Genomic DNA, 20,552 nt, shown 5'->3' with positions numbered 1-20,552 from the left:
GCCTCTCAGCTCTCGGCAGCCACGGGCTCGCGCTCCGTGGTGCCCTCGTTGACGTCACTCGCCGAGATCGGCTTGCGACGCGCCAGTGTGTAGAAGGTCAGGCCGCCGGCGAGGGCCAGCACCGCGACGATCACGAGACCGATCGTCGACGTCGAGGCCAGCCAGGTCGCCAGGCCGCCGACCACCGCGGCCGACGGGAGCGTGATCACCCAGGCGATGACGATGCGCCCGACGACGCCCCAGTGCACGTCGGCCAGCTTCTTGCCGAGGCCGGAGCCGATGACGGAACCGCTCGTGACGTGGGTGGTGGAGAGCGCGAAGCCTAGGTGCGATGACACCAGGATGGTGGCGGCCGAGCTGGTCTCCGCCGCGAAGCCCTGCGGGCTCTGCACGTCGGAGATCTTCTTGCCGACGGTCTGCATGATGCGCCAGCCGCCCATGTAGGTGCCGAGCGCGATCGCCATCCCGCAGGCCAGGATCACCCAGAGCTCGGGACCGGTCCCGGCGTCCTGGTAGTTCGCGGCGATGAGGGTCAGCGTGATGACGCCCATGGTCTTCTGCGCGTCGTTGGTGCCGTGCGCCAGCGACACCAGCGAGGCCGAGATGGTCTGCCCGTGTCGGAAGCCGGTCGCGGCACCGTGAGTCGTCGCGTTCTTCGTGATCGTGTAGGCCAGGTAGGTGGCGGCCAGGGCGATCAGCCCGGCGATCACCGGGGAGAGCAGCGCGGGCAGCACGACCTTCGAGACGACGGTGACCCAGTCGACCGAGTTCAGCCCGGCACCGATGATCGAGGCGCCGATGAGCCCGCCGAACAGCGCATGCGTGGACGACGACGGCAGGCCGAAGTACCACGTGCCGAGGTTCCAGAGCACGGCGCCGACGAGTCCGGCGAAGATCATCGTGGGCGAGATGTGGATGCCGTCCTGGCCCTCGCGGATGATGCCCTGCGAGACGGTCTTCGCCACCTCGGTGGACAGGAACGCGCCCACCAGGTTGAGGACGGCGGAGATGATGACGGCGGTGCGGGGCTTGAGGGCTCCCGTGGCGACCGAGGTGGCCATGGCGTTCGCGGTGTCGTGGAAGCCGTTCGTGAAGTCGAACACGAGGGCCACGACGATGACCAGTACAACGGTGACGAGGACGTCCATGCGCGAGACGCTAGGCCGGGCGCGTCGCGGCCGGGTGAACGGGCGGTGAACAGGTCCGGCCATCTGCGAGGATGCTCACCGTGCCCACGTTCTCCGCCGCTCGCGGCGACTCCTCGTTCGTCGACGCGCACGGCGTCGAGATCGTCTACTCCACCTGGCGCGCCGGTCGGCCGAAGGGGATCGTCCAGCTCGCGCACGGCGTCGGTGAGCACTCGCTGCGGTACGAGCCCCTCGCGCAGGACCTCGTCCGGGCGGGCTGGACCGTCGTCGCGAACGACCACCGCGGGCACGGCCGGACCGGCGTCCTGCAGTGGGAGGACGACCGCACGAAGCTCGGACGGCTCGGCCCCGGCGGGCTCCGCGCCGCGATCGCCGCCGTCGAGCAGATGACCGCCGTCGCGCGTGCTGACAGCCCCGGCCTGCCGCTCGTGCTCCTCGGACACTCGTGGGGGTCGCTCATGGCCCAGCGGATCGTGAACACCTCGAGCGAGTCGTACGAGGGCGTCGTCCTCTCGGGCTCCGCCTACCGGATGCCGGGCTCCATGAACGGCGGCGACCTCAACAAGCGGCACGCGGCACTCGGGCCGACCCGGTTCGAGTGGCTGACCCGCGACCGGGCGGTCATCGACGCGATGGGGGTCGACCCGCTCGCGGTCGAGGCCGACGTCATCGGGCTGTTCGGCCTCGCCGACACCCTCCGGCTGCTCGGCGTCCCGCGGCGTGGGATCCCGCACGACCTCCCGATGCTCCTGCAGGTCGGGTCCGACGACCCGCTCGGAGGCCCGAAGTCCGTGCAGCGCCTGGCGCAGGCGTACCGACGGCGTGGACGGCTGTCGGACGTGACCGTCCAGGTGTACGAGGGCGCGCGGCACGAGGTCTACAACGAGACGAACCGGGACGAGGTCATCGGCCACCTGGTCGAGTGGCTCGACCGGTTGGTGGATTGACACCGCAGGTCCCAGCACCACCAGGAGCGGACTGGAGGCCCGGATCACGTGAGCCGGTCGGCGTACGTGATGCGAGCCTCCAGTCCGGTCTGTGGTGGCGACCGCAGGAATAGGCTGACGACGTGCATGGTGAGTACAAGGTCCCAGGTGGCAAGCTCGTCGTCGTCGACCTGGAGGTCGTCGACGACACGATCCAGGAGTTCCGTCTGGCGGGGGACTTCTTCCTCGAACCGGACGACGCGCTCCCGCTGGTCGACGCGGCCGTCAACGGGCTGCCCGCGACGACGGACTCCACCGGTGTCGCCGCTGCCGTCCGCGCAGCCCTGCCGGCGGATGCCGTGCTGCTCGGCTTCACGCCCGAGTCCGTCGGGGTCGCCGTCCGCCGTGCCCTGTCGCGCGCCTCGACGTGGAACGACTACGACTGGCAGGTCGTCCACGAGGGCCCGATCAGCCCGAACGAGCACCTGGCGCTCGATCAGGTCCTGACGGAGGAGGTGGGGGCCGGCCGACGTGGTCCGACCCTGCGCATCTGGGAGTGGGACCAGCCCGCGGTCGTCATCGGCAGCTTCCAGTCGCTCAAGAACGAGGTCGACCCCGCCGGCGCCGAGAAGTACGGCGTGCAGGTCGTCCGGCGGATCTCCGGCGGCGGCGCGATGTTCATGGACGCCGGCGCGATCATCTCGTACTCGCTCTACGTGCCGACCGCCCTGGTGCAGGGCATGACGTTCGCCGACTCGTACGCGTTCCTCGACGAGTGGGTGATCGAGGCGCTGAAGGCCCTCGGCATCGACGCGTTCTACCAGCCGCTCAACGACATCACCTCGGCCAAGGGCAAGATCGGCGGGGCTGCGCAGAAGCGCCTCGGGACCGGGGCCCTGCTGCACCACGCCACCATGAGTTACGACATGGACGGCGAGAAGATGGTCGAGGTCCTGCGGATCGGTCGCGAGAAGATGAGCGACAAGGGGACGACCTCCGCCGCCAAGCGCGTGGACCCGCTGCGGTCCCAGACGGGCCTCTCGCGGGCGGAGATCATCGACTCGCTCGTCGCCACGTTCACGCAGCGGTACAGCGCGACGCCCGGCGAGGTCACGGACGAGGAGCGGGCCAAGGCCCGGGAGCTGGTCGAGACGAAGTTCGCGACGAAGGAGTGGCTCGAGCGGGTGCCGTGAGCCCGCGGCGTGATGTCCGACCGATCGGAGGATGCCGGATCGCGAACATCCTCCGCGCGGCTGATCCGGTGACGCATCCGGTCACGTAGCGTCACTGCCGTGAACTGGATGATCCTCCTGGGGGCGATGGCCGCAGCGGTCCTCGTGACGTGGATCGCCGATCGCCTGGGGTGGATCGACCTGTCGAACAAGGCCACCAACAGCGGGGGATCCGGCGGCGTCGCGTCGATGATGGACGAGGTCTTCGCGCCGACCCGGCACGAGACGCAGGCCGAGTACGAACGGCAGTCGCGCCTCCCGAAGGAGGCCCCGACGCCCGCCGGTGACGACCACGACCTGCTCAGCGGCACCGTGCTGATCCGCGTGCCCGCGGTGCGACCGGCCGGACGGCACGTCGGCAGCACCGGGACGCACGACCGCTCGTACTGAGCGAGGGCGCTCCAACCCGAGGGCGCTCCGGCCCGGGGGCGCGAGCGCGGCCGCGTGCGGTGCCCGCTCGTCAGCGCGTGGTGAGCTCCTGGTAGTCCGGGTGGCGCTCGATCCACGCGGCCACGTAGCTGCACTGCGGCACGACGCGGAGCGAGGTGCCCGAGCGCACGTCGTCCAGCGCGTGCTGCACCAGGATCGACGCGTGGCCGCCGCCGCGGTGCGCGGGGTCCACCTCGGTGTGCACGAAGCGGATCTCGTCGGCGTCGGACTCGTACGCGGCGAAGCCGATCACCTCGCCGTCCTCGACGAGGGAGTACTGCTGCTGGTCGGTGTCGTTGCGGACGTCAAGAGCCATGCGCAGGAGGCTACGCGGGGATCCCGGACGCCCGGTGGAGGCGGTCGGGTGACCTCAGGGCGGACGCGGAACGACGAAGCCGCTGTCGTCCGACAGCGGCTTCGTCGTTCTGGGGCAGTGCCCGGGACTGGCTACTCGGCCGAGTGACGGCCGTGCTGGTGGTCGCCTTCGTCCGGACGGGAGGCCGTGCCCGGCTGGGCAGCGTCGGTCCCGCTGACCGGGCGCGCGGCGTCCGACCCGGCGGCGTGCGCCGCGTGCTGGGTCCGGATGGCACCCGTCGTCGTGGCGGGCTCGTCGACCGGCGCGGCGGCCGAGTGGGCACCGTGGGTGGGTGCGTCCGGCAGCGGTGCCCGGGTGTCGCTCTCCCGCGGCAGCACCGAGACGCTGCTGCCGTCGACGGAGCGGGCGGACCGCGGCTGCACGGGGACGTCCGGCGAGGTCGGGACCACGTGCATCGACCCGGTGTCCGGCGACACGAGGGCACCGGAGCCCGCGGCGGCCTGCTGGGCGTCGACCGTCAGGCGGTCGTCGTCGCCGTCACCGTTCCGGCCACCACCGGAGGCTGCGGCACGGGCGGTGTCCGCCTGCTCCTGCAGCGCCGAGGTCTTGCGCAGCGGCGGCACGCGGAAGAACCACGTCAGCACGAACGCGATGAGGACCACGCCGAGCCCGACGAAGTACACCGTGACCGTCGAGTTGCTGAACCCGACCAGGAACGGACGGGTCAGGCGCTTGTCCGCACCGTTGAGGAACGAGGTGTCGCTCGTCGCGGAGCTCGAGGACGAGTTCGCGGCGGAGTCACCGTTCTTCAGCTGCTTGATGAGGGTCGGTGCGACCTCGTCGACGACGTTCTTCCGCTGGGCGGCGTCGGCGTAGTCGATCTGCAGCGTGCCACCGTCGCCGACCTCGGCGTTCGCCCGGCTCGCAGCGGTCTGCAGGGCCTGGCGCTCCGCGGCGGGCTTGGCTGCCGCGATCTGGTCGGTGACGACGGACTGCGCGGCCGCAGCCGGGACGGTGCCCGCGGCGACCTGCTGCTGCACGGCGGCGGTGACCTGCTTCGTGACGGCGTCGTCGGCGGCCTGCTTGGCCTGCACGGCGCCCTTGTCGAGGCCGTCCTGCACGTTCTGCTTGACCGGGTCGACGATCTTGGTCCAGATGTTGTCCATCACGCCCTTGTTGTCGCGGGCGTTCGCGACGGACGGGGTGAGTGCGGCGTTCAGGGCACTCGACAGGTCCGACTTGTTCTGCATCGCCGTCGTGATGTTCGTCGGCATGAGCGTGAACAGGACCGAGAGGAGCACGGCCGTGCCCATCGTGCCGCCGATCTGGCGGAAGAAGGTCGCGGAGCTGGTCGCGACGCCGATGTCCCGGGGGCTGACCGAGCCCTGCGCGGCGAGGGTCAGGGTCTGCATGAGCTGACCGAGACCGAGCCCGATGAGGAACATGCCCGTCATCAGGAACACGAGGGAGCTGTCCGCGGTGAGGAAGGTCAGCAGGGTGAACCCGAGGGCCGTGAACGCCGTGCCGGTGACCGGGAAGATGCGGTACTTGCCCGTGCGGGACACGATCTGGCCGGACGCGATCGAGGAGATCATCAGACCGATGACCATCGGCAGCATCGCGAAGCCGGACTCGGTCGGGGTCACGCCCTTCACGATCTGCAGGTACAGCGGGATGGTCAGCATCGCGCCGAACATGCCGAAGCCGACGAGCACGGACAGGATCGCCGCCATGGAGAAGACGTGCGACCCGAAGAGCTTCAGCGGCAGGATCGCGTCGTCGCCCATCGCGCGCTCGACGATGATGAACCCGATCAGGCCGAGCGCACCGATCGCGTAGCAGGCGATGGCGCCGGGGGAGGCCCAGCCCCACTCGCGGCCCTGCTCGGCGATGAGGAGCAGCGGCACGAGGGTGGTGATGACGAGCGTGGCGCCCCACCAGTCGATGCGGGGCTTGCCGCGGTCGCCGAACTTCGGCAGGTGCAGGAACGTCAGGACCATGAACAGGGCGATGACGCCGACCGGCACGTTGATCAGGAAGACCCAGCGCCACCCGGACACGAACAGGATCTGGTTCGCGCCGGCGAACAGGCCACCGACCAGCGGGCCGATGACGCTCGAGATGCCGAACACGGCGAGGAAGTAGCCCTGGTACTTCGCACGCTCGCGGGGGGCGAGCATGTCGCCCATGATCGCGAGCGGCAGCGACATCAGACCACCGGCTCCGAGGCCCTGCAGCGCGCGGAACCCGGCGAGCATGAGCATCGAAGTCGAGAACGACGCGGCGAACGAGCCGAGGATGAAGATGCCGATCGCGGTGAGGAACAGCGGGCGTCGGCCGAAGATGTCGGAGAGCTTGCCGTAGATCGGGGTCGTGATCGTCGAGGCGATCAGGTAGGCCGTGGTCACCCAGGCCTGCTGGTCGAGCCCGTGCAGGTCGTCGCCGATCGTGCGAATCGCCGTGCCGACGATGGTCTGGTCGAGCGCACCGAGGAACATGCCGGCCATGAGGCCGTAGATCACGAGCAGGATCTGTCGGTGGTTCATCACGACGTTGGACGCCGTGGTGGTTCCCGCGGGGGCGGTCGCCGTCTGGGTCATGTGCAGGGTCTCCCGGTACCGAGGCGCTGTGGTCAGAAAATTGCGCTGTCTGCAAAGTTACATCTGCCGCAACCAGCTGGTCGTCCGGGAGCGGCTTCCTGAGTGGATCGGCAGGGATCCACACGGGAACGGCTCAGCGGTGTGCGCAGGCGCGAGCCGCCCGATCGCCAGAGGCTACGCCCGCGGTGTCGGTACGGTGGTCGGGTGACGACGACGTTCCTCGACGATGCGACCCTGTCCACCCTCCGCTCCGCCGCCGACCGCGTGCGCACGGCGATCGGCACGGACGTCGGGGACCGCGTGGAGCGGGCGCTCACGCGGACGCTGCAGGAGACCATCTCGCTCGATGACGACGGCGCCTTCGTCATCACGGGGGACATCCCCGCGATGTGGCTGCGCGACTCCACGACGCAGATGACGCCGTACCTGCGGCTGGTCGGCGAGAGCCCGGCGCTCGCCGACCTGCTGTGGTCCATCGTGCGCCGGCAGTTCCGGTTGATCGACCACGACCCGTACGCCAACTCCTTCAACCGGGAGCCGAACGGGGCGCACTGGGACGAGGGCGACCTGAACGCCGACCCGCTCGTGTGGGAGCAGAAGTACGAGGTCGACAGCCTGGCCTACCCGGTGACGTTCGCGCACGCGCTGTGGCGGGAGACCGGCTCGGCGGACGTCCTCGACGAGCGCGCCCACCGGGTGTTCCGCACGATCGTGGCGCAGTGGCGGGCTGAGCAGGACCACGACGCGTCCGCCTACCGGTTCTCCCGCGCGGGGACGGTCCCCACCGACACGCTCGCCCGCGACGGCCGCGGCACACCGGTCGGTCCGACGGGCATGACGTGGTCCGGTTTCCGACCGTCGGACGACGCCTGCACGTACGGGTACAACGTCCCCGCCAACCTCTTCGCCGCCGAGGCGCTCCTGGCGATCGCCGAGCTGGCAGGGGCGGTCTGGTCCGACGGCGCACTGGCCGACGCAGCCGACGTGCTCCGGGCGGAGATCACCGCGGGGGTCGCACGGCACGGTGTCGTCCCCGGGCCGGACGGCACGGACGTGTACGCGTACGAGGTCGACGGCCTCGGCGGGGTGCTGCTGATGGACGACGCGAACACCCCGTCGCTGCTGTCGTTGCCCCTGTCGGCGCCGTCGGTCGTCGACGAGACCGTGTGGGCGTCGACGCGGTCGCTCGTGCTCTCACCGGCGAACCCGTTCTGGTTCTCGGGTGCCGTGGCCGCGGGCATCGGCAGTCCGCACACGCTGCCGGACCGGGTGTGGCCGATCGCGCTCGCCGTGGAGGGGCTCGTGTCGGGCTCGGCAGCACGTCGTCGCGAGCTCCTCGAGGTGCTCGTCGCGACGGACGCCGGCACGGGCGACATGCACGAGTCGTTCGACGTGGACGACCCCACGCAGTTCTCGCGGCCCTGGTTCTCGTGGGCGGACGCGATGTTCTGCGAGCTGGCGATGGCGGCGGCGGAGGACTGAGCCCCCGCCGCCGACGCGGGACGGCCGACCTGGACCGCTAGGCGCCGAGGGCGGCGTCCACGATCTCCTTGGCCTCGCGCTGGACCTGCTCGAGGTGCTCCTGGGACACGAAGCTCTCGGCGTAGATCTTGTAGACGTCCTCGGTGCCCGACGGGCGGGCGGCGAACCAGGCCTTGTCCGTGACGACCTTGACGCCGCCGACGGCTGCGTCGTTGCCGGGGGCCTTCGACAGCTTCGCGGTGATCGGGTCGCCGGCCAGTGTCTCGGCGGTGATGGCGTCGCCGTCGAGCTTCGACAGGCGGGCCTTCTGCTCCTTCGAGGCCGCGGCGTCCACGCGCTGGTAGACCGGGGCGCCGAAGCGCTCGGTGAGCTCGGTGTAGAGCTGCGACGGGGTCTTGCCGGTGACCGCGACGATCTCCGACGCCAGGAGCGCCAGGATGATGCCGTCCTTGTCGGTGGTCCACGCGGTGCCGTCGGTGCGGAGGAACGATGCACCGGCGGACTCTTCGCCGCCGAAGGCCACGGATCCGTCGATCAGGCCAGGCACGAACCACTTGAAGCCGACCGGGACCTCCCACAGTCGGCGACCCAGGGACTCGGCGACGCGGTCGATGATGCTCGAGGAGACGAGGGTCTTGCCGATGGCGGCGTCCTCGCGCCACTGGGGGCGGTGCGCGTAGAGGTACTCGATCGCCACGGCGAGGTAGTGGTTCGGGTTCATCAGGCCGCCGTCGGGCGTGACGATGCCGTGCCGGTCGGAGTCCGCGTCGTTGCCGGTGAGCACGTCGAACTCGTCCTTGTGGGCGAGCACGGACGCCATGGCCGACGGGCTCGACGGGTCCATCCGGATCTTGCCGTCCCAGTCGAGCGTCATGAACGACCAGGTCGGGTCGACGTCCGGGTTCACCACGGTCAGGTCGAGGCCGTAGTGGTCGCGGATCGCGTTCCAGTAGGGCAACGAAGCGCCACCGAGCGGGTCGGCGCCGATCTTCACGCCGGCACGCTTGATGGCGTCGATGTCGATGATGTTCTCGAGGTCGGCGACGTACGTGTGCAGGAAGTCGTAGCGGTCCGGCGTCGCGTGCTCGCTGCGCTGCACCTCGGCGTTGCCGCCCTCGATGATCGCGTTCGCGCGGTTCGCGATCCACGAGGTGGCGTCGCTGTCGGCGGGGCCGCCGTGCGGGGGGTTGTACTTGAAGCCGCCGTCGCGGGGCGGGTTGTGGCTCGGCGTGATGACGATGCCGTCCGCCGTGTCGGTGTTGCCCGCGCGGTTGTAGCGGATGATCGCGTGGCTCAGCGCCGGGGTCGGCACGTAGCCGTTGTCGCTGTCGGCGAGGACGTGGACGTCGTTCGCGGCGAGGACCTCGAGCGCCGTGCGCTCGGCGGGCCCGGAGAGCGCGTGGGTGTCACGGCCGATGAAGAGCGGCCCGTCCGTGCCCTGGGAGCGCCGGTACTCGACGATCGCCTGCGTGATCGCGGCGATGTGGGTGTCGTTGAACGCGGTGTCGAGCGAGGACCCGCGGTGCCCGGACGTGCCGAACACCACCTTCTGCTCGGGCACGGACACGTCCGGGACGCGGTTGTAGTAAGCGGAGACGAGTTCGTCGAGGTCGACGAGGTCGTCTGCGGTCGCGGGGGTGCCGGCGCGGTCGTTCATGGGCCCATCCTGGCATCGTCCGCCAGGACACGCTCAGGGACGCCGACTCACGCGGTGCGGAACGACCCGGTCGCGGTGCGGAACGAGCCGGTCACGGTCCGGTTCGCGGCCGTGGCGGTGCCCGGGCGGACGGACTGCACGTCGACGAAACGCCCGAGACGGCCGGTGATCGCGACGCCCGTGTAGGTGCCGACGACGTCGATCGAGCGCGAGCCCGTGAAGGTGCCGCGCTCGTCACGCTGCTCGGTGCTGGACACGTACGAGCCGCCGAGCGGGGAGGTGTGCTGCGTCATGGGGTCTCCTCGGGTGGTGCGACGCGCGAGGAGCCACCAGTGCGACGACTCCGACGTCGTCGACTGGAACCACCACCGTACCGCGTTGTCTTGCACTGTGCAAAACAACGCGGTCATCGGAGGGTCAGGCCACGAGCTCGCAGAAGCTCCGGCCGGCAGCGGTCCAGCTCGACCGCGTGACCAGCCCGACGTCGGCTGCGTGCCGGCGCAGGGCGTCGAGGCCGACCTCGGCCCACGGGAACTCGGCGCTGGCGTGGCCGTCGGTGTCGACGACGCGCGCCTGGTAGGTCCGGTCGGCGGTGCGGTCGGTGTGCGTCTCGACGACCACCCGGCCGCCGACGCGGACGATGTCCCGACAGCGGGCGAGCAGGGCGACGGGGTCCCCGCCGATGCCGATGTTGCCGTCGAGGACGAGCGCGGTGTCCCAGCGGCCCTCGTCCGGCACGGTGTCGAAGACCGAACCCTGGACGGCGCGGCCGCCGGAGCGGGTCGCGATCGCCACGGCCTCGGCGGAGACGTCGACGCCGAGCGCCGGGATCCCGAGCGCCATCGCGGCGACGAGCATCCGCCCGGGGCCGCAGCCGATGTCGATCACGGGGCCGTCGACGTCCTCGAGCAGGGAACGGTCGACCCGGTCCGCAGCGGCGTTCCAGCGGCCGACGTCCATGGTCACGTCGGCGTCGGGACGGCCGAGGTCGGTGAGCCGCAGGCGGCCGTCGGTGCGGAGCGCACGAGCGTAGGGCTCGTCGCCGCCGGTGCCGAAGGTGACTGCGGTCTGGGTGATGTCGCTCATCGGATGGGTCCAGTCGTGACGGAGGCGTCCACCGGTTCGGCGTGCAGGGCCGTGGCGAACGCGGACGTGGGGGCGAGGTCGGCGACGCGCTGGGCGTCCGGGACCGTGTCCACGTCGAGCAGGGTGGTGAGGGTGCCGACATCGAGACCGGCGTCGGTGAGGCGTGCGAGCTGGACGGCGCCGGTGTCGTCCTGGGACATCGGCACACCACGGAGGAGCGCGCCGTCGGGCCGTCCGAGGGACAGGGACCAGAAGCCGCCGTCCTCGGCCGGACCGAACCAGGCGTCGCGCTCGGGGGCGTCGAGCACCGGGGCGAGGTCGGCAGCGGAGAGCTGCGGGGTGTCCATGCCGACGAGCAGGGTCGGGCCGGTCATCGTGTCGAAGAGGAACCCGAGACGCTCGTCGAGACCGCCACCGGGCTGGTGGAGCATGTCGAAGCCCGCGGCTGCGTCGGGGACCACGGTGCCGTCGAAGAACAGGACGCGGCGCGTCACGGGCAGGGCGGTGATGGTGGTGAGCGTGTCGTCGAGGCTCGCGGCGGCGACCCGGGCCGCGGCTTCGGGGGAGAGCGCCGGGGTCAGGCGGGTCTTCACCTTGCCGGGCAGGCACTCCTTCGCGATGACGACGACGGTCAGCGGGACCAGTGTCGTGCTGTCGGCGGTCACGAGCGAACCTCCGCAACCGGCGTGCTGTCGGTGGTGGGGGCCGTGGAGCCGACCGTGTGGCGGAGACGGGCCGGCGCGACGGTGGTTGTCCGGGCCTCCCGGCGGTACTCCCGGAGCAGCCGCGTCATGTCCTTCACCGCGTTGATCGTGCCGCGGAGCGTGCCGGTGACCTTGCTGTCGCCGACGCGCTGCGCGTAGCCGATGTCGGACTCGTCGACGAGCCAGCCGGCGGCGTGCGCTGCCAGCACCATCTCGAGCGGGTAGCCGCTGCGGCGGTCCTGCAGGTCGAGGGCGACGAGGTCCTCGCGGCGCATGACGCGCATCGGGCCGAGGTCGCGGAGGCGGTAGCCGGTCGCCCGGTGCATGAGCACGGCGAGCACGCGGTTGGCGAACCGGGCGTGCGGTGCCCAGGCGCCGCGGGTGGTCGGGACGCGGCGGCCGAGTGCCAGGTCGACGCGGCCGGAGGCGACGCGGTCGACGAGCGGCGGGAGCTCGGCGGGGTCCATCGACGCGTCGGCGTCGCAGAAGGCGACGAAGTCGGCGGTGGCGGCGGCGACCCCGGCGGCACAGGCCGAGCCGAAACCGCGGCGGGACTCGGTGACGACGGTCGCACCTAGCGCACGGGCGATGTCAGCGGAACCGTCGGTCGACCCGTTGTCGACGACGATCGCACGATATCCCTCGGGCAGGCGGCCGATGACCGACGGCAGCGCGTCGGCCTCGTCGAGACAGGGGAGGATGACGTCGACCTTCATGCCCACCATTCGGTGCGCGGAGCTGTTTCGGTTGGTCGACGTTGCCATGCACACCAGGCAACCGGACAGCGGCTGCGAATGTCCGGTCTACCCCACCCCGTCTCCGGGGGACGCGCAAAGCGGCCGGGGCCGTGCGTGTCCCCCTCGACGTCCCCGCCCGGACCGGTCAGCGCACCGCCGCCCGCAGCGGAGCGTCCGCGAACTCGCGCATCCCGCGCTCGAAGTCGACCTCCGCACGCCACCCGAGCTCGTCCGCGATGCGCGCTGACGACGCGGTGACGTGTCGGACGTCGCCGAGCCGGTACTCCCCGGTCACGACGGGCTCGAACCCCGCGGTGCCGGCGATCGCCGCGGCCATGTCGCCGATGGTGTGGACCGTGCCCGAGCCGACGTTGTACGCCCGGAAGGAGTCAGCAGGCATGGTCTCGGTCGCGCCGATCGACGCCAGGTTCGCGCCGGCGACGTCGTCCACGTGCACGAAGTCGCGACGCTGGGCGCCGTCCTCGAAGACCCGGGGTGCCTCGCCGCGGGCGATCGCACTGCGGAACAGCGAGGCGACACCGGCGTAGGGCGTGTTCGCGGGCATGCCCGGTCCGTAGACGTTGTGGTAGCGGAGCGCGATCGCCCGGCCGCCGGTGGCCCGGGCCCACGAGGAGGCCAGGTGCTCCTGCGCGACCTTCGTCTGCGCGTAGACGTTCCGCGGGTCGAGGGCGGCGGACTCGTCGATCAGCCCGGGGACGAGCGGCTGCCCGTCGGGTCCGATCGGGTCGAAGCGCCCGGCGTCCAGGTCCTCGCGGCGACGGGCCGGCGGTCGCATCGGTGAACCGGTCGACGTGGCGTAGGCGCCCTCGCCGTAGACGACCATCGAGCTCGCCACGACCAGTCGGAGGATGTTGAGCCGGTCCATCCCTGCTAGGACGCAGGCCGTGCCGGCGTCGTTGCTCGAGACGTAGTCGGGCGCGTCCTGGAAGTCGACGCCGAGCCCGACCTTGGCGGCCTGGTGGCAGACGACGTCGATGCCGTCGAGGGCCGCGTCGAGCGCCACCCGGTCGCGCACGTCGCCCTGGATGAACTCGACGCCGCGGGCCTGGTGGTCGGCCGCGACTGCAGCGACACCACCGTCGACGCCCCCGTGCACGTCGGTGCGGAGGGAGTCGAGCACGCGCACCTCGTGCCCGTCGGCCAGGGCGCGGCGGACGATCGCGGAGCCGATGAAGCCCGCGCCGCCCGTCACCAGCAGGCGGCTCACGCGCCGACCGCCATGACGCTCGCACTGGCCGCCGCGGGGACGAGCTCGCGCGGTGTGTAGTCGTCGGGGACCGCGGCGACGATCGACCCGATCGCGCGGACGATGACCTCGTTCGCGCGGGCGAGCCGTTCCATCACCATCGCGTGCGAGACCGGTGCCTCCGTGGCGGCTGCGGCCTCGTCCTCCGTGGGCGCGAGTCCGGCGTCGGCGTCGGTGACGAACGACAGGTTGACGGTCCCGATGCCGAGCTCCGCGGCGAGCGGCACCTCGGGCGTCATGGTCATGTTGATCGTGTGTCCGCCGGCCTCACGCAGCCAGACCGACTCCGCGCGGGTCGAGAAGCGCGGGCCCTGGATGACCACGCACGTGCCGGTCGGGCGGAACGGGACGTCGAGGCCCGCGACCGCGTCGACCGCTGCCCGGCGGAGCACCGGGTCGAAGGGGTCGGCGAAGGAGAGGTGCTGCACGGCGTCCTCGAAGAACGTGTCCGAGCGACCCCAGGTGCGGTCGATGAGCTGGTCCGTCACGACGAAGGTGCCGGGCGCGTAGTCGGGGTGCAGGCCACCGACGGCGCTCGACGACACGATCGCACGGACACCGAGGGAGCGGAGCGCCCACAGGTTCGCGCGGTGGTTGATGCGGTGCGGTGCGACCGAGTGCTCGCGCCCGTGCCGGGTCAGGAAGGCGACGCGCTTCCCTGCCATCGTGCCGATCGTGATCGGGGACGAGGTCGCCCCGAACGGCGTCGGGACGTCGATCTCGTCTGCGGTGCCCGGTGCGAAGAGCTCGTAGAGGCCGGAGCCTCCGATCACACCGATGTTCGCGGTCACGTCGTTCTCCACAGGTCCTCCGGATCGTCAGGGGTGCGCCGAGCGCGCTGGTTACGCTACTGACAGGCAGCCCGCGTGGGCTGCATCGAGTCCTTCGGAGGCAGCCGTGCGAACGATCGGTCACCACCAGCGCGAGCTGGAAGCCCTGGTCGCACCCGTGCTGCTCACGCTGGCAGACGTGATCGGGGACGACGGACTGGAGGCCCGGCTCGTCGACGACCTCGCTGCCGACACCGGCGCCGGACACGGCTACCGCGTGCTCGGACGGGCCGTCGGCTCGCCGATGCCGCTCCCACCGTTCGACAACAGCCAGATGGACGGCTTCGCGGTCCGCTCCGCGGACGCCGGCACGACGCTGCGCGTCGGGGAGCCGATCCCGGCCGGGGTCGTCCCGGCGCCACTGGACCCGGGCACGGCGGCGCCGATCATGACCGGCGCGCGCATCCCCGACGGCGCGGATGCCGTGTTCCCGGTCGAGGCCACGGAGCCCGGAGCGTTCCCGGCAGCGCTGTCCCTGACCATGGTGGACGTGCCGGCCGACCTGGCTCCGGGCACCTACGTGCGCACCACCGGGTCCGACCTGGCGCTCGGGGCTCCGGTCGTCACGGCAGGGGCGGCGCTGACACCGGCCGTCCTCGGGGCGCTCGCGGCTGCGGGCGTCAAGCGGATCGAGCTGGTCCGACGTCCGCGGGTGCTCGTCGTGTCGACCGGCTCCGAGCTGTCCGGACTCGCAGACGCTGCCGGCGCCGGCGCCGCGATCAACGACGCGAACGGCGTCGCGCTGCGGGCGGCGCTCGCCGAGGTCGGGGTCGAGTCCCGGATCGCGCGCGTGCCCGACGACGAACCCCGCTTCCTCGCCGCACTCGATGCCGCCGTGGGGGACTGGGCCGACCTCGTGCTCACGACCGGCGGGATCAGCGCCGGGGCGTACGAGGTCGTCCGGCAGGCCCTCGAGCCCCGCGGGCTCGCGGTCACCCCGGTCGCGATGCAGCCGGGCGGTCCGCAGGCATCGGGCACCGTGTCCATCGCGGGGCGTCCCGTGCCGGTCGTGTCCTTCCCGGGCAACCCGGTGTCGGCGCTGGTGTCGTTCGAGGTCTTCCTCCGCCCGCTGCTCGCCCGCGCCGCCCGGATGCCCGAGTCGCGGGCCACGCAGGTGCTGCCCGCGGCGTCGGCTGCCGTGTCGCCCGAGGGCAAGCACCAGGTCCGTCGTGGCCGGGTGCAGGACGGCCTCGTGCACTTCGTCGGCGGTCCGTCCTCGCACCTCCTCGCCCACTACGCCGACGCCACGCACCTGGTGCACGTGCCCGTCGGCACCGCGGCCGTCGAACCCGGCGACCCCCTGACCGTCTGGAGCCTCCGATGACCGACGACACCACCGCCTCCAGGGCGTCCGACGACCTGTCCCACGTTCGTGCGGACGGCAGCGCGCACATGGTCGACGTCTCGGAGAAGGACGTCACCGACCGTTCGGCGACGGCCACCGCGACGCTCGTCACCCGCCCGGACGTCGTCGAGCGCATCCTCGACGGCTCGCTGCCCAAGGGCGAGGTCATCGGCACCGCACGGATCGCCGCGATCATGGCGGTGAAGAAGACCTCCGACCTCATCCCGCTCTGTCACCCGCTGCCGATCGCCGGCGTCGAGGTCGACATCACCGGAGCCGGCGACCGCGTGGTCGTCGAGGTCTCCGTCCGCACCACCTCACGCACCGGCGTCGAGATGGAGGCCCTGACCGGCGCGAGCGTCGGTGCCCTCACGGTGTACGACATGGTCAAGGCGGTGGACCGAGCCGCCACGATCACGGACGTCCGCGTGCTCGAGAAGCACGGCGGTCGGTCCGGGGACTGGAGCGCACGATGAACCTGCTGAGCAGAGGCCGAGCCGCGGTGGTCGTCGTGTCCACCCAGGCTGCCGCCGACCCCACGCTCGACCGCACCGGTCCCGTCATCGCGGCCTGGCTCCGCGACCACGACTTCGCGGTCCCCGAGCCGGTCATCGTCGCCGACGGCGGTCCGGTCGCCGAGACCGTCACGAGCGAGCTCCTCGCCGAGGCCCGCGTGGTCATCACCACGGGCGGCACCGGCGTCACGCCCACCGACCGCACCCCCGAGGCCGTGGCGCCCCTGCTCGACCTGCAACTCCCCGGGATCGTCGAGGAGATCCGGCGCCGGGGTCTCGCCGGTGCCGGGCCCACCGCACTGCTCAGCCGCGGGGTCGCCGGCATCGCGGGCGGAGCGTTCGTCATCACGCTGCCCGGGTCCCGCGGCGGGGTGTCCGACGGGCTCGACGTCCTCGACGGACTCCTCGAGCACCTGCTCGCCCAGCTGCACGGCGAGGGCCACGCGCCCCGGAGCGCGTCGTGACCGCGGTCGACGGTGCCGCCGACCACGGTGCCGACCGCGTGGTCGTCGCCGACGTCGTCGACCGGGTGATCTCCGTGGACGAGGTCGCCGCGGGCGTCGCCACCGACCAGGACGGCGCCGTCGTGACCTTCGCGGGTGTGGTGCGCGACCACGACGGCGGCAAGGGCGTCACCGCACTCGACTACGAACAGCACCCCAGCGCCGGCAGCGTCATCGCTGAGGTCGCCCGCACGATCGCGGCCGACCACCCCGGGGTGCGGGTCGCCGTCCTGCACCGGGTGGGGGCACTCGTCGTCGGTGACGTGGCCCTCGCCGCAGCGGTGTCCTCGTCGCACCGGGCGGACGCGTTCACCGCCTGCGCCGCGCTCATCGACCTGGTGAAGGAACGCACGCCGATCTGGAAGCACCAGCGCTTCACCGACGGCTCGGACGAGTGGGTCGCGTCCCTGTGACCGCCGGACGCGTACCCCGTTCCTGAGAACTCCGCAGGGCTCGCCGCGGGGAACCGCACCCCGCGAAGGGGTGCGTGGCGCAGTTCACCGCTGATCCATAGGATTCGACGTCATGAGCGTGCTGTTGTCCGGGGTCACCATCGTCCTGCTGGTGTTCGCACTGATCGACATCCTGACGAAGACGGACGACCAGATCCGCGGCCTCCCGAAGATCGCGTGGGTGATCCTCGTGATCCTGGTCCCCGTCGTCGGCAGCGTCGTGTGGTTCGCGATCGGGCACGACTGGGCTCCCGGTCCTCGCAACCACGGCCGGTACATCGAGCCGAACCGCCACGAGGACCAGCACCCCACCCTCGGTCACGCCCGGGCGGCGCACGGCGACCGCCGCGTGACCACGACGGAGCAGGAGCTCGCCGAGCTCGACCGCGAGATCGAGTTCTGGGAGGCCAAGGCCCGGCTGAAGCGCGCGAAGGAAGCTGCGGGCGAGGGCGACACCGCCTCGTCGCTCTGACCCGCCGATGACCACCGAGACCACCTACGCCACAGACATCGTCACCGACGAGCAGTGGAACGCGATCGACCGACGCCTCGACGGCAACCTCACCGAGGACGGTGACCCCCGACGGCCAGATCGTGGTCGAGTCCGTTTCCTGCTCTGGGCTGCCGTCGCCATCGTGATCCTGGGCCTCGCGGCAGGATGGGTGACCGCGACGGTCTTGCCGGGCGACGTCGATCGGTCCGCGACCACTTCGGTGTCGACCGTTCGAGGGGTCATCGGCATCGCTGCATTCGTCGTCGCGGTGGTGGTCTGGGCGGTCGGCGTCGTCGTGCTCATCCGGCGCGGTGGCATCAGTTGGTCGTGGCGGGAGCCGACCCAGGAGCTGCCTCGAGCGCAACGACGGGCGATCAACGACGTGTTCCGTGGCCGCGCGCAGGAGGACCCGGCCCGCAGGTCGAGCCTCCGTCGTGTCGCCTTGACGCGCATGAGCCAGATCGGATGGATGCTCTGTCTCATCAGCGGATTGCTGCCCTTCTCGATCGGGCAGGTGGCCGTGGGTTGGGGGGAGTGGACCGGAGCTGTCCATCTCGGCCTCGCGGTCCTCTGGGTGGTCGGAGTGGCTTCAGCCGTCCGTCAGCGACGCCGTCTGCGCGCCTTCCTCGCAGCGCACCCGTCTGACGGGGGCGAGCCGGCGCCGGGGAGCTGAGCCGAGCCTCCCGGCTGTCCGTCGGGACCACGTGCGGGTCGCACGGTGCGCGCGCAGCCGGGCGGTGCGAGCTTGGTCGCCCCGTGCGGCGGCACGACCTCGCACGGTGTGGGCAACCTCGCACCAGCCGGAGCGGCCCCGCGCCGCACCCGCACCCGCACCCGCACCCCGCGCCGACCCCGCCCTCGCACCACCTACCCTTGACGGGTGGCACATCTCCTCGGCGCCGAGAACCTGCATCTCGAGTTCCCCACCCGCACCGTCTTCGACAGCGTCACCATCGGCATCGACGAGGGTGACCGCATCGGCGTGGTCGGCCGCAACGGCGACGGCAAGTCGACGCTCCTGAGCCTGCTGTCGAAGCGCCTCGACCCGGACACGGGCCGCGTGACGCACCGCCGTGGGGTGACCGTCGGCTCGCTCGACCAGCGCGACGAGCTGCCGTCGGGCGAGACCGTCGGCAGCGTCGTCGTCGGCGACCGCGCGGAGCACGAGTGGGCGGGCGACCCGAAGATCCGCGACGTGATCGGCGGACTCGTGTCGGACATCCCCTGGGACGTGACGGTCGACGACCTGTCGGGTGGACAGCGTCGACGGGTGGCGCTCGCCCGGCTGCTGGTCGGCGACTGGGACGTGCTGTTCCTCGACGAACCGACCAACCACCTGGACGTCGAGGGCATCCAGTGGCTCGCGGAGCACATCAACCGGCGCTGGCCGGCGAACCAGGGCGGGCTCGTCGTCGTGACGCACGACCGGTGGTTCCTCGACGCGGTGTCGACCGACACCTGGGAGGTCCACGACGGCATCGTCGAGCCCTTCGAGGGCGGCTACGCGGCCTACATCCTGCAGCGCGTCGAGCGTGACCGGCAGGCCGCCTCGAGCGAGCAGCGTCGGCAGAACCTGGCGCGCAAGGAGCTCGCGTGGCTCCGCCGCGGTGCGCCGGCCCGCACGAGCAAGCCGAAGTTCCGCATCGACGCGGCGAACGCCCTGATCGACGACGTCCCGCCCATCCGTGACGGCGTCGCCCTGGCGAAGACCGCGACGGCACGCCTCGGCAAGGACGTCGTCGACCTGCTCGACGTCGGTCTGACCTTCCCGGGCGCCGACGAGCCGACCATCCGCAGCATCGAGTGGCGCATCGCCCCGGGTGAGCGGACCGGGATCCTGGGGCCGAACGGCGCGGGCAAGTCGACGCTGCTCGCGCTCATCGCGGGACGGCTCCAGCCGACCGCGGGCCGGGTGAAGACCGGCAAGACCGTACAGGTAGCGGTGCTCGACCAGCAGCTCGCGGACCTGGCGCAGTTCGCGAACGACCGCGTCCGCGAGGTCGTGGCCCGCAAGAAGACCAGCTACGTCGCCGACGGCAAGGAGATGACGCCGTCGCAGCTCCTGGAGCGCCTGGGCTTCACGGCCGAGCAGCTCTCCACCCCGGTCAAGGACCTGTCCGGTGGGCAGAAGCGCCGCCTGCAGCTCATGCTCATCCTGCTCGACGAGCCGAACCTGCTCATCCTCGATGAGCCGACGAACGACCTCGACACGGACATGCTCGCCGCGATGGAGGACCTCCTCGACACCTGGCCCGGCACCCTGCTCGTCGTCTCGCACGACCGGTACCTGCTCGAGCGGGTCACCGACCAGCAGTACGCCGTCCTCGGCGGTCACCTCCGGCACCTGCCGGGCGGCGTCGACGAGTACATGCGGCTCCGTGCGGCCGGCACCGGTGGTGGGACCGCGTCTGCGGCTGCCGCCGCCACGGCCGGGAGGCCCGACACGGCCGGGTCAGGGTCCGGCACCACCGCCTCGGGGCCGGGTGCAGGGCACGGGGCCGGGTCCGGTGGGTCCGCTGCTGCGTCCGGGTTGTCGGGGTCGGAGCGGCGGACGGTGGAGAAGGAGATGTCGGCGCTCGACCGCAGGATCGCCCGGTTGGGGGTTGACCGGCAGACCATGCTCGACCTCTTCGCGGGGCACGACCAGTCGGACTACGCCGGGCTGGGGGAGCTGCAGGCGAAGCTCGCTGCGCTTGAGGCCGAGATCGAGCAGCTCGAGGAACGCTGGCTCGAGATCGCGGAGCAGCTCGGGGTGTAGTCCCGGGGCGGCGGCTGCCCGCTGCCCGTCGCGCCCCGCCGTGAACGTCGCACCCCGATGTGACGGGGCGCG

At 71.6% G+C, this 20,552-nt stretch carries 21 protein-coding genes; 11 read left to right on the top strand and 10 right to left on the bottom strand.

Going from position 1 to position 20,552, the window contains the following annotated elements; all coding sequences use genetic code 11:
- Window positions 1-5: 5 nt before the first annotated feature.
- Entirely contained in the window at window positions 6-1,148 is a 1,143-nt protein-coding gene (locus ITJ54_RS09220; protein WP_194627590.1) for an inorganic phosphate transporter, read from the bottom strand.
- 71 nt (window positions 1,149-1,219) lie between these two features.
- Between ITJ54_RS09220 and ITJ54_RS09215 the strand changes: the two genes are divergently transcribed.
- The 3 genes from ITJ54_RS09215 (at window position 1,220) to ITJ54_RS09205 (ending at window position 3,696) form a co-directional block, all read left to right on the top strand.
- Complete coding sequence (locus tag ITJ54_RS09215; RefSeq protein ID WP_194627588.1) at window positions 1,220-2,095, top strand: alpha/beta hydrolase; 876 nt, start codon at window positions 1,220-1,222, stop codon at window positions 2,093-2,095.
- Window positions 2,096-2,217: 122 nt separating this feature from the next.
- Window positions 2,218-3,267, top strand: a complete 1,050-nt coding sequence (locus tag ITJ54_RS09210; protein WP_194627586.1) for a lipoate--protein ligase family protein — start codon at window positions 2,218-2,220, stop codon at window positions 3,265-3,267.
- Between the two features lie 99 nt (window positions 3,268-3,366).
- The gene (locus ITJ54_RS09205) at window positions 3,367-3,696 is read left to right on the top strand and encodes a hypothetical protein (RefSeq protein WP_194627584.1); all 330 of its coding nucleotides are present in this window, start codon (window positions 3,367-3,369) and stop codon (window positions 3,694-3,696) included.
- 70 nt (window positions 3,697-3,766) lie between these two features.
- On the opposite strand, the gene ITJ54_RS09200 is transcribed toward ITJ54_RS09205, so the two are convergent.
- Together ITJ54_RS09200 and ITJ54_RS09195 are read right to left on the bottom strand one after the other, a co-directional pair.
- Window positions 3,767-4,051, bottom strand: coding sequence for a GNAT family N-acetyltransferase (locus ITJ54_RS09200; RefSeq protein ID WP_194627582.1), 285 nt, complete (start codon window positions 4,049-4,051; stop codon window positions 3,767-3,769).
- 131 nt (window positions 4,052-4,182) lie between these two features.
- Window positions 4,183-6,651, bottom strand: a complete 2,469-nt coding sequence (locus tag ITJ54_RS09195; protein WP_194627580.1) for an MDR family MFS transporter — start codon at window positions 6,649-6,651, stop codon at window positions 4,183-4,185.
- 204 nt (window positions 6,652-6,855) lie between these two features.
- Here ITJ54_RS09195 and ITJ54_RS09190 point away from each other — a divergent pair, with 204 nt between their 5' ends.
- Window positions 6,856-8,133, top strand: a complete 1,278-nt coding sequence (locus ITJ54_RS09190; protein WP_194627578.1) for a glycoside hydrolase family 125 protein — start codon at window positions 6,856-6,858, stop codon at window positions 8,131-8,133.
- Between the two features lie 37 nt (window positions 8,134-8,170).
- On the opposite strand, the gene pgm is transcribed toward ITJ54_RS09190, so the two are convergent.
- From pgm to ITJ54_RS09155, 7 genes are all read right to left on the bottom strand, one after another.
- Window positions 8,171-9,790 (bottom strand): phosphoglucomutase (alpha-D-glucose-1,6-bisphosphate-dependent), encoded by a 1,620-nt coding sequence (gene pgm / locus ITJ54_RS09185; RefSeq protein ID WP_194627577.1) that lies wholly within the window; start codon window positions 9,788-9,790, stop codon window positions 8,171-8,173.
- Window positions 9,791-9,837: 47 nt separating this feature from the next.
- Window positions 9,838-10,083 carry a hypothetical protein gene (locus ITJ54_RS09180; protein WP_194627575.1) on the bottom strand — a complete coding sequence of 82 codons (246 nt, stop codon included), beginning with the start codon at window positions 10,081-10,083 and terminating at the stop codon, window positions 9,838-9,840.
- 124 nt (window positions 10,084-10,207) lie between these two features.
- A complete protein-coding gene (locus ITJ54_RS09175; protein WP_228509050.1) occupies window positions 10,208-10,876 on the bottom strand; it encodes a class I SAM-dependent methyltransferase in 669 nt (222 codons plus the stop codon).
- Complete coding sequence (locus ITJ54_RS09170) at window positions 10,873-11,541, bottom strand: TIGR04282 family arsenosugar biosynthesis glycosyltransferase (protein ID WP_194627573.1); 669 nt, start codon at window positions 11,539-11,541, stop codon at window positions 10,873-10,875. Before ITJ54_RS09170 ends, ITJ54_RS09175 begins: the two co-directional genes overlap by 4 nt.
- Window positions 11,538-12,296: a glycosyltransferase family 2 protein gene (locus ITJ54_RS09165; protein ID WP_323741658.1), complete on the bottom strand. Its 759-nt coding sequence runs from the start codon at window positions 12,294-12,296 to the stop codon at window positions 11,538-11,540. Before ITJ54_RS09165 ends, ITJ54_RS09170 begins: the two co-directional genes overlap by 4 nt.
- Window positions 12,297-12,462: 166 nt before the next feature.
- A complete protein-coding gene (locus tag ITJ54_RS09160; RefSeq protein ID WP_194627571.1) occupies window positions 12,463-13,545 on the bottom strand; it encodes an NAD-dependent epimerase/dehydratase family protein in 1,083 nt (360 codons plus the stop codon).
- Entirely contained in the window at window positions 13,542-14,375 is an 834-nt protein-coding gene (locus ITJ54_RS09155) for an MTAP family purine nucleoside phosphorylase (RefSeq protein ID WP_323741657.1), read from the bottom strand. Before ITJ54_RS09155 ends, ITJ54_RS09160 begins: the two co-directional genes overlap by 4 nt.
- Window positions 14,376-14,481: 106 nt before the next feature.
- Between ITJ54_RS09155 and glp the strand changes: the two genes are divergently transcribed.
- The 7 genes from glp to ITJ54_RS09120 all read left to right on the top strand — a co-directional run bounded on the left by glp (window position 14,482) and on the right by ITJ54_RS09120 (window position 20,480).
- Window positions 14,482-15,738, top strand: coding sequence for a gephyrin-like molybdotransferase Glp (glp, locus tag ITJ54_RS09150; RefSeq protein ID WP_323741656.1), 1,257 nt, complete (start codon window positions 14,482-14,484; stop codon window positions 15,736-15,738).
- A complete protein-coding gene (moaC, locus tag ITJ54_RS09145; RefSeq protein ID WP_194627565.1) occupies window positions 15,735-16,235 on the top strand; it encodes a cyclic pyranopterin monophosphate synthase MoaC in 501 nt (166 codons plus the stop codon). The genes glp and moaC overlap by 4 nt, the downstream gene beginning before the upstream one ends.
- A complete protein-coding gene (locus ITJ54_RS09140) occupies window positions 16,232-16,738 on the top strand; it encodes a MogA/MoaB family molybdenum cofactor biosynthesis protein (RefSeq protein WP_194627563.1) in 507 nt (168 codons plus the stop codon). Before moaC ends, ITJ54_RS09140 begins: the two co-directional genes overlap by 4 nt.
- Window positions 16,735-17,190, top strand: a complete 456-nt coding sequence (locus ITJ54_RS09135) for a molybdenum cofactor biosynthesis protein MoaE (protein WP_323741655.1) — start codon at window positions 16,735-16,737, stop codon at window positions 17,188-17,190. Before ITJ54_RS09140 ends, ITJ54_RS09135 begins: the two co-directional genes overlap by 4 nt.
- Window positions 17,191-17,302: 112 nt before the next feature.
- The gene (locus ITJ54_RS09130; protein WP_194627561.1) at window positions 17,303-17,701 is read left to right on the top strand and encodes a PLDc N-terminal domain-containing protein; all 399 of its coding nucleotides are present in this window, start codon (window positions 17,303-17,305) and stop codon (window positions 17,699-17,701) included.
- Window positions 17,702-17,708: 7 nt separating this feature from the next.
- Complete coding sequence (locus ITJ54_RS09125) at window positions 17,709-18,395, top strand: hypothetical protein (RefSeq protein ID WP_194627559.1); 687 nt, start codon at window positions 17,709-17,711, stop codon at window positions 18,393-18,395.
- A gap of 207 nt (window positions 18,396-18,602) precedes the next feature.
- Entirely contained in the window at window positions 18,603-20,480 is a 1,878-nt protein-coding gene (locus tag ITJ54_RS09120; RefSeq protein WP_194627557.1) for an ABC-F family ATP-binding cassette domain-containing protein, read from the top strand.
- Window positions 20,481-20,552 lie beyond the last annotated feature (72 nt).

Origin of the sequence: Curtobacterium sp. VKM Ac-2865 (genome assembly GCF_015350905.1) — a bacterium.
Taxonomy (GTDB): domain Bacteria; phylum Actinomycetota; class Actinomycetes; order Actinomycetales; family Microbacteriaceae; genus Curtobacterium.
This window is presented reverse-complemented; position numbering and strand designations above follow the sequence as displayed.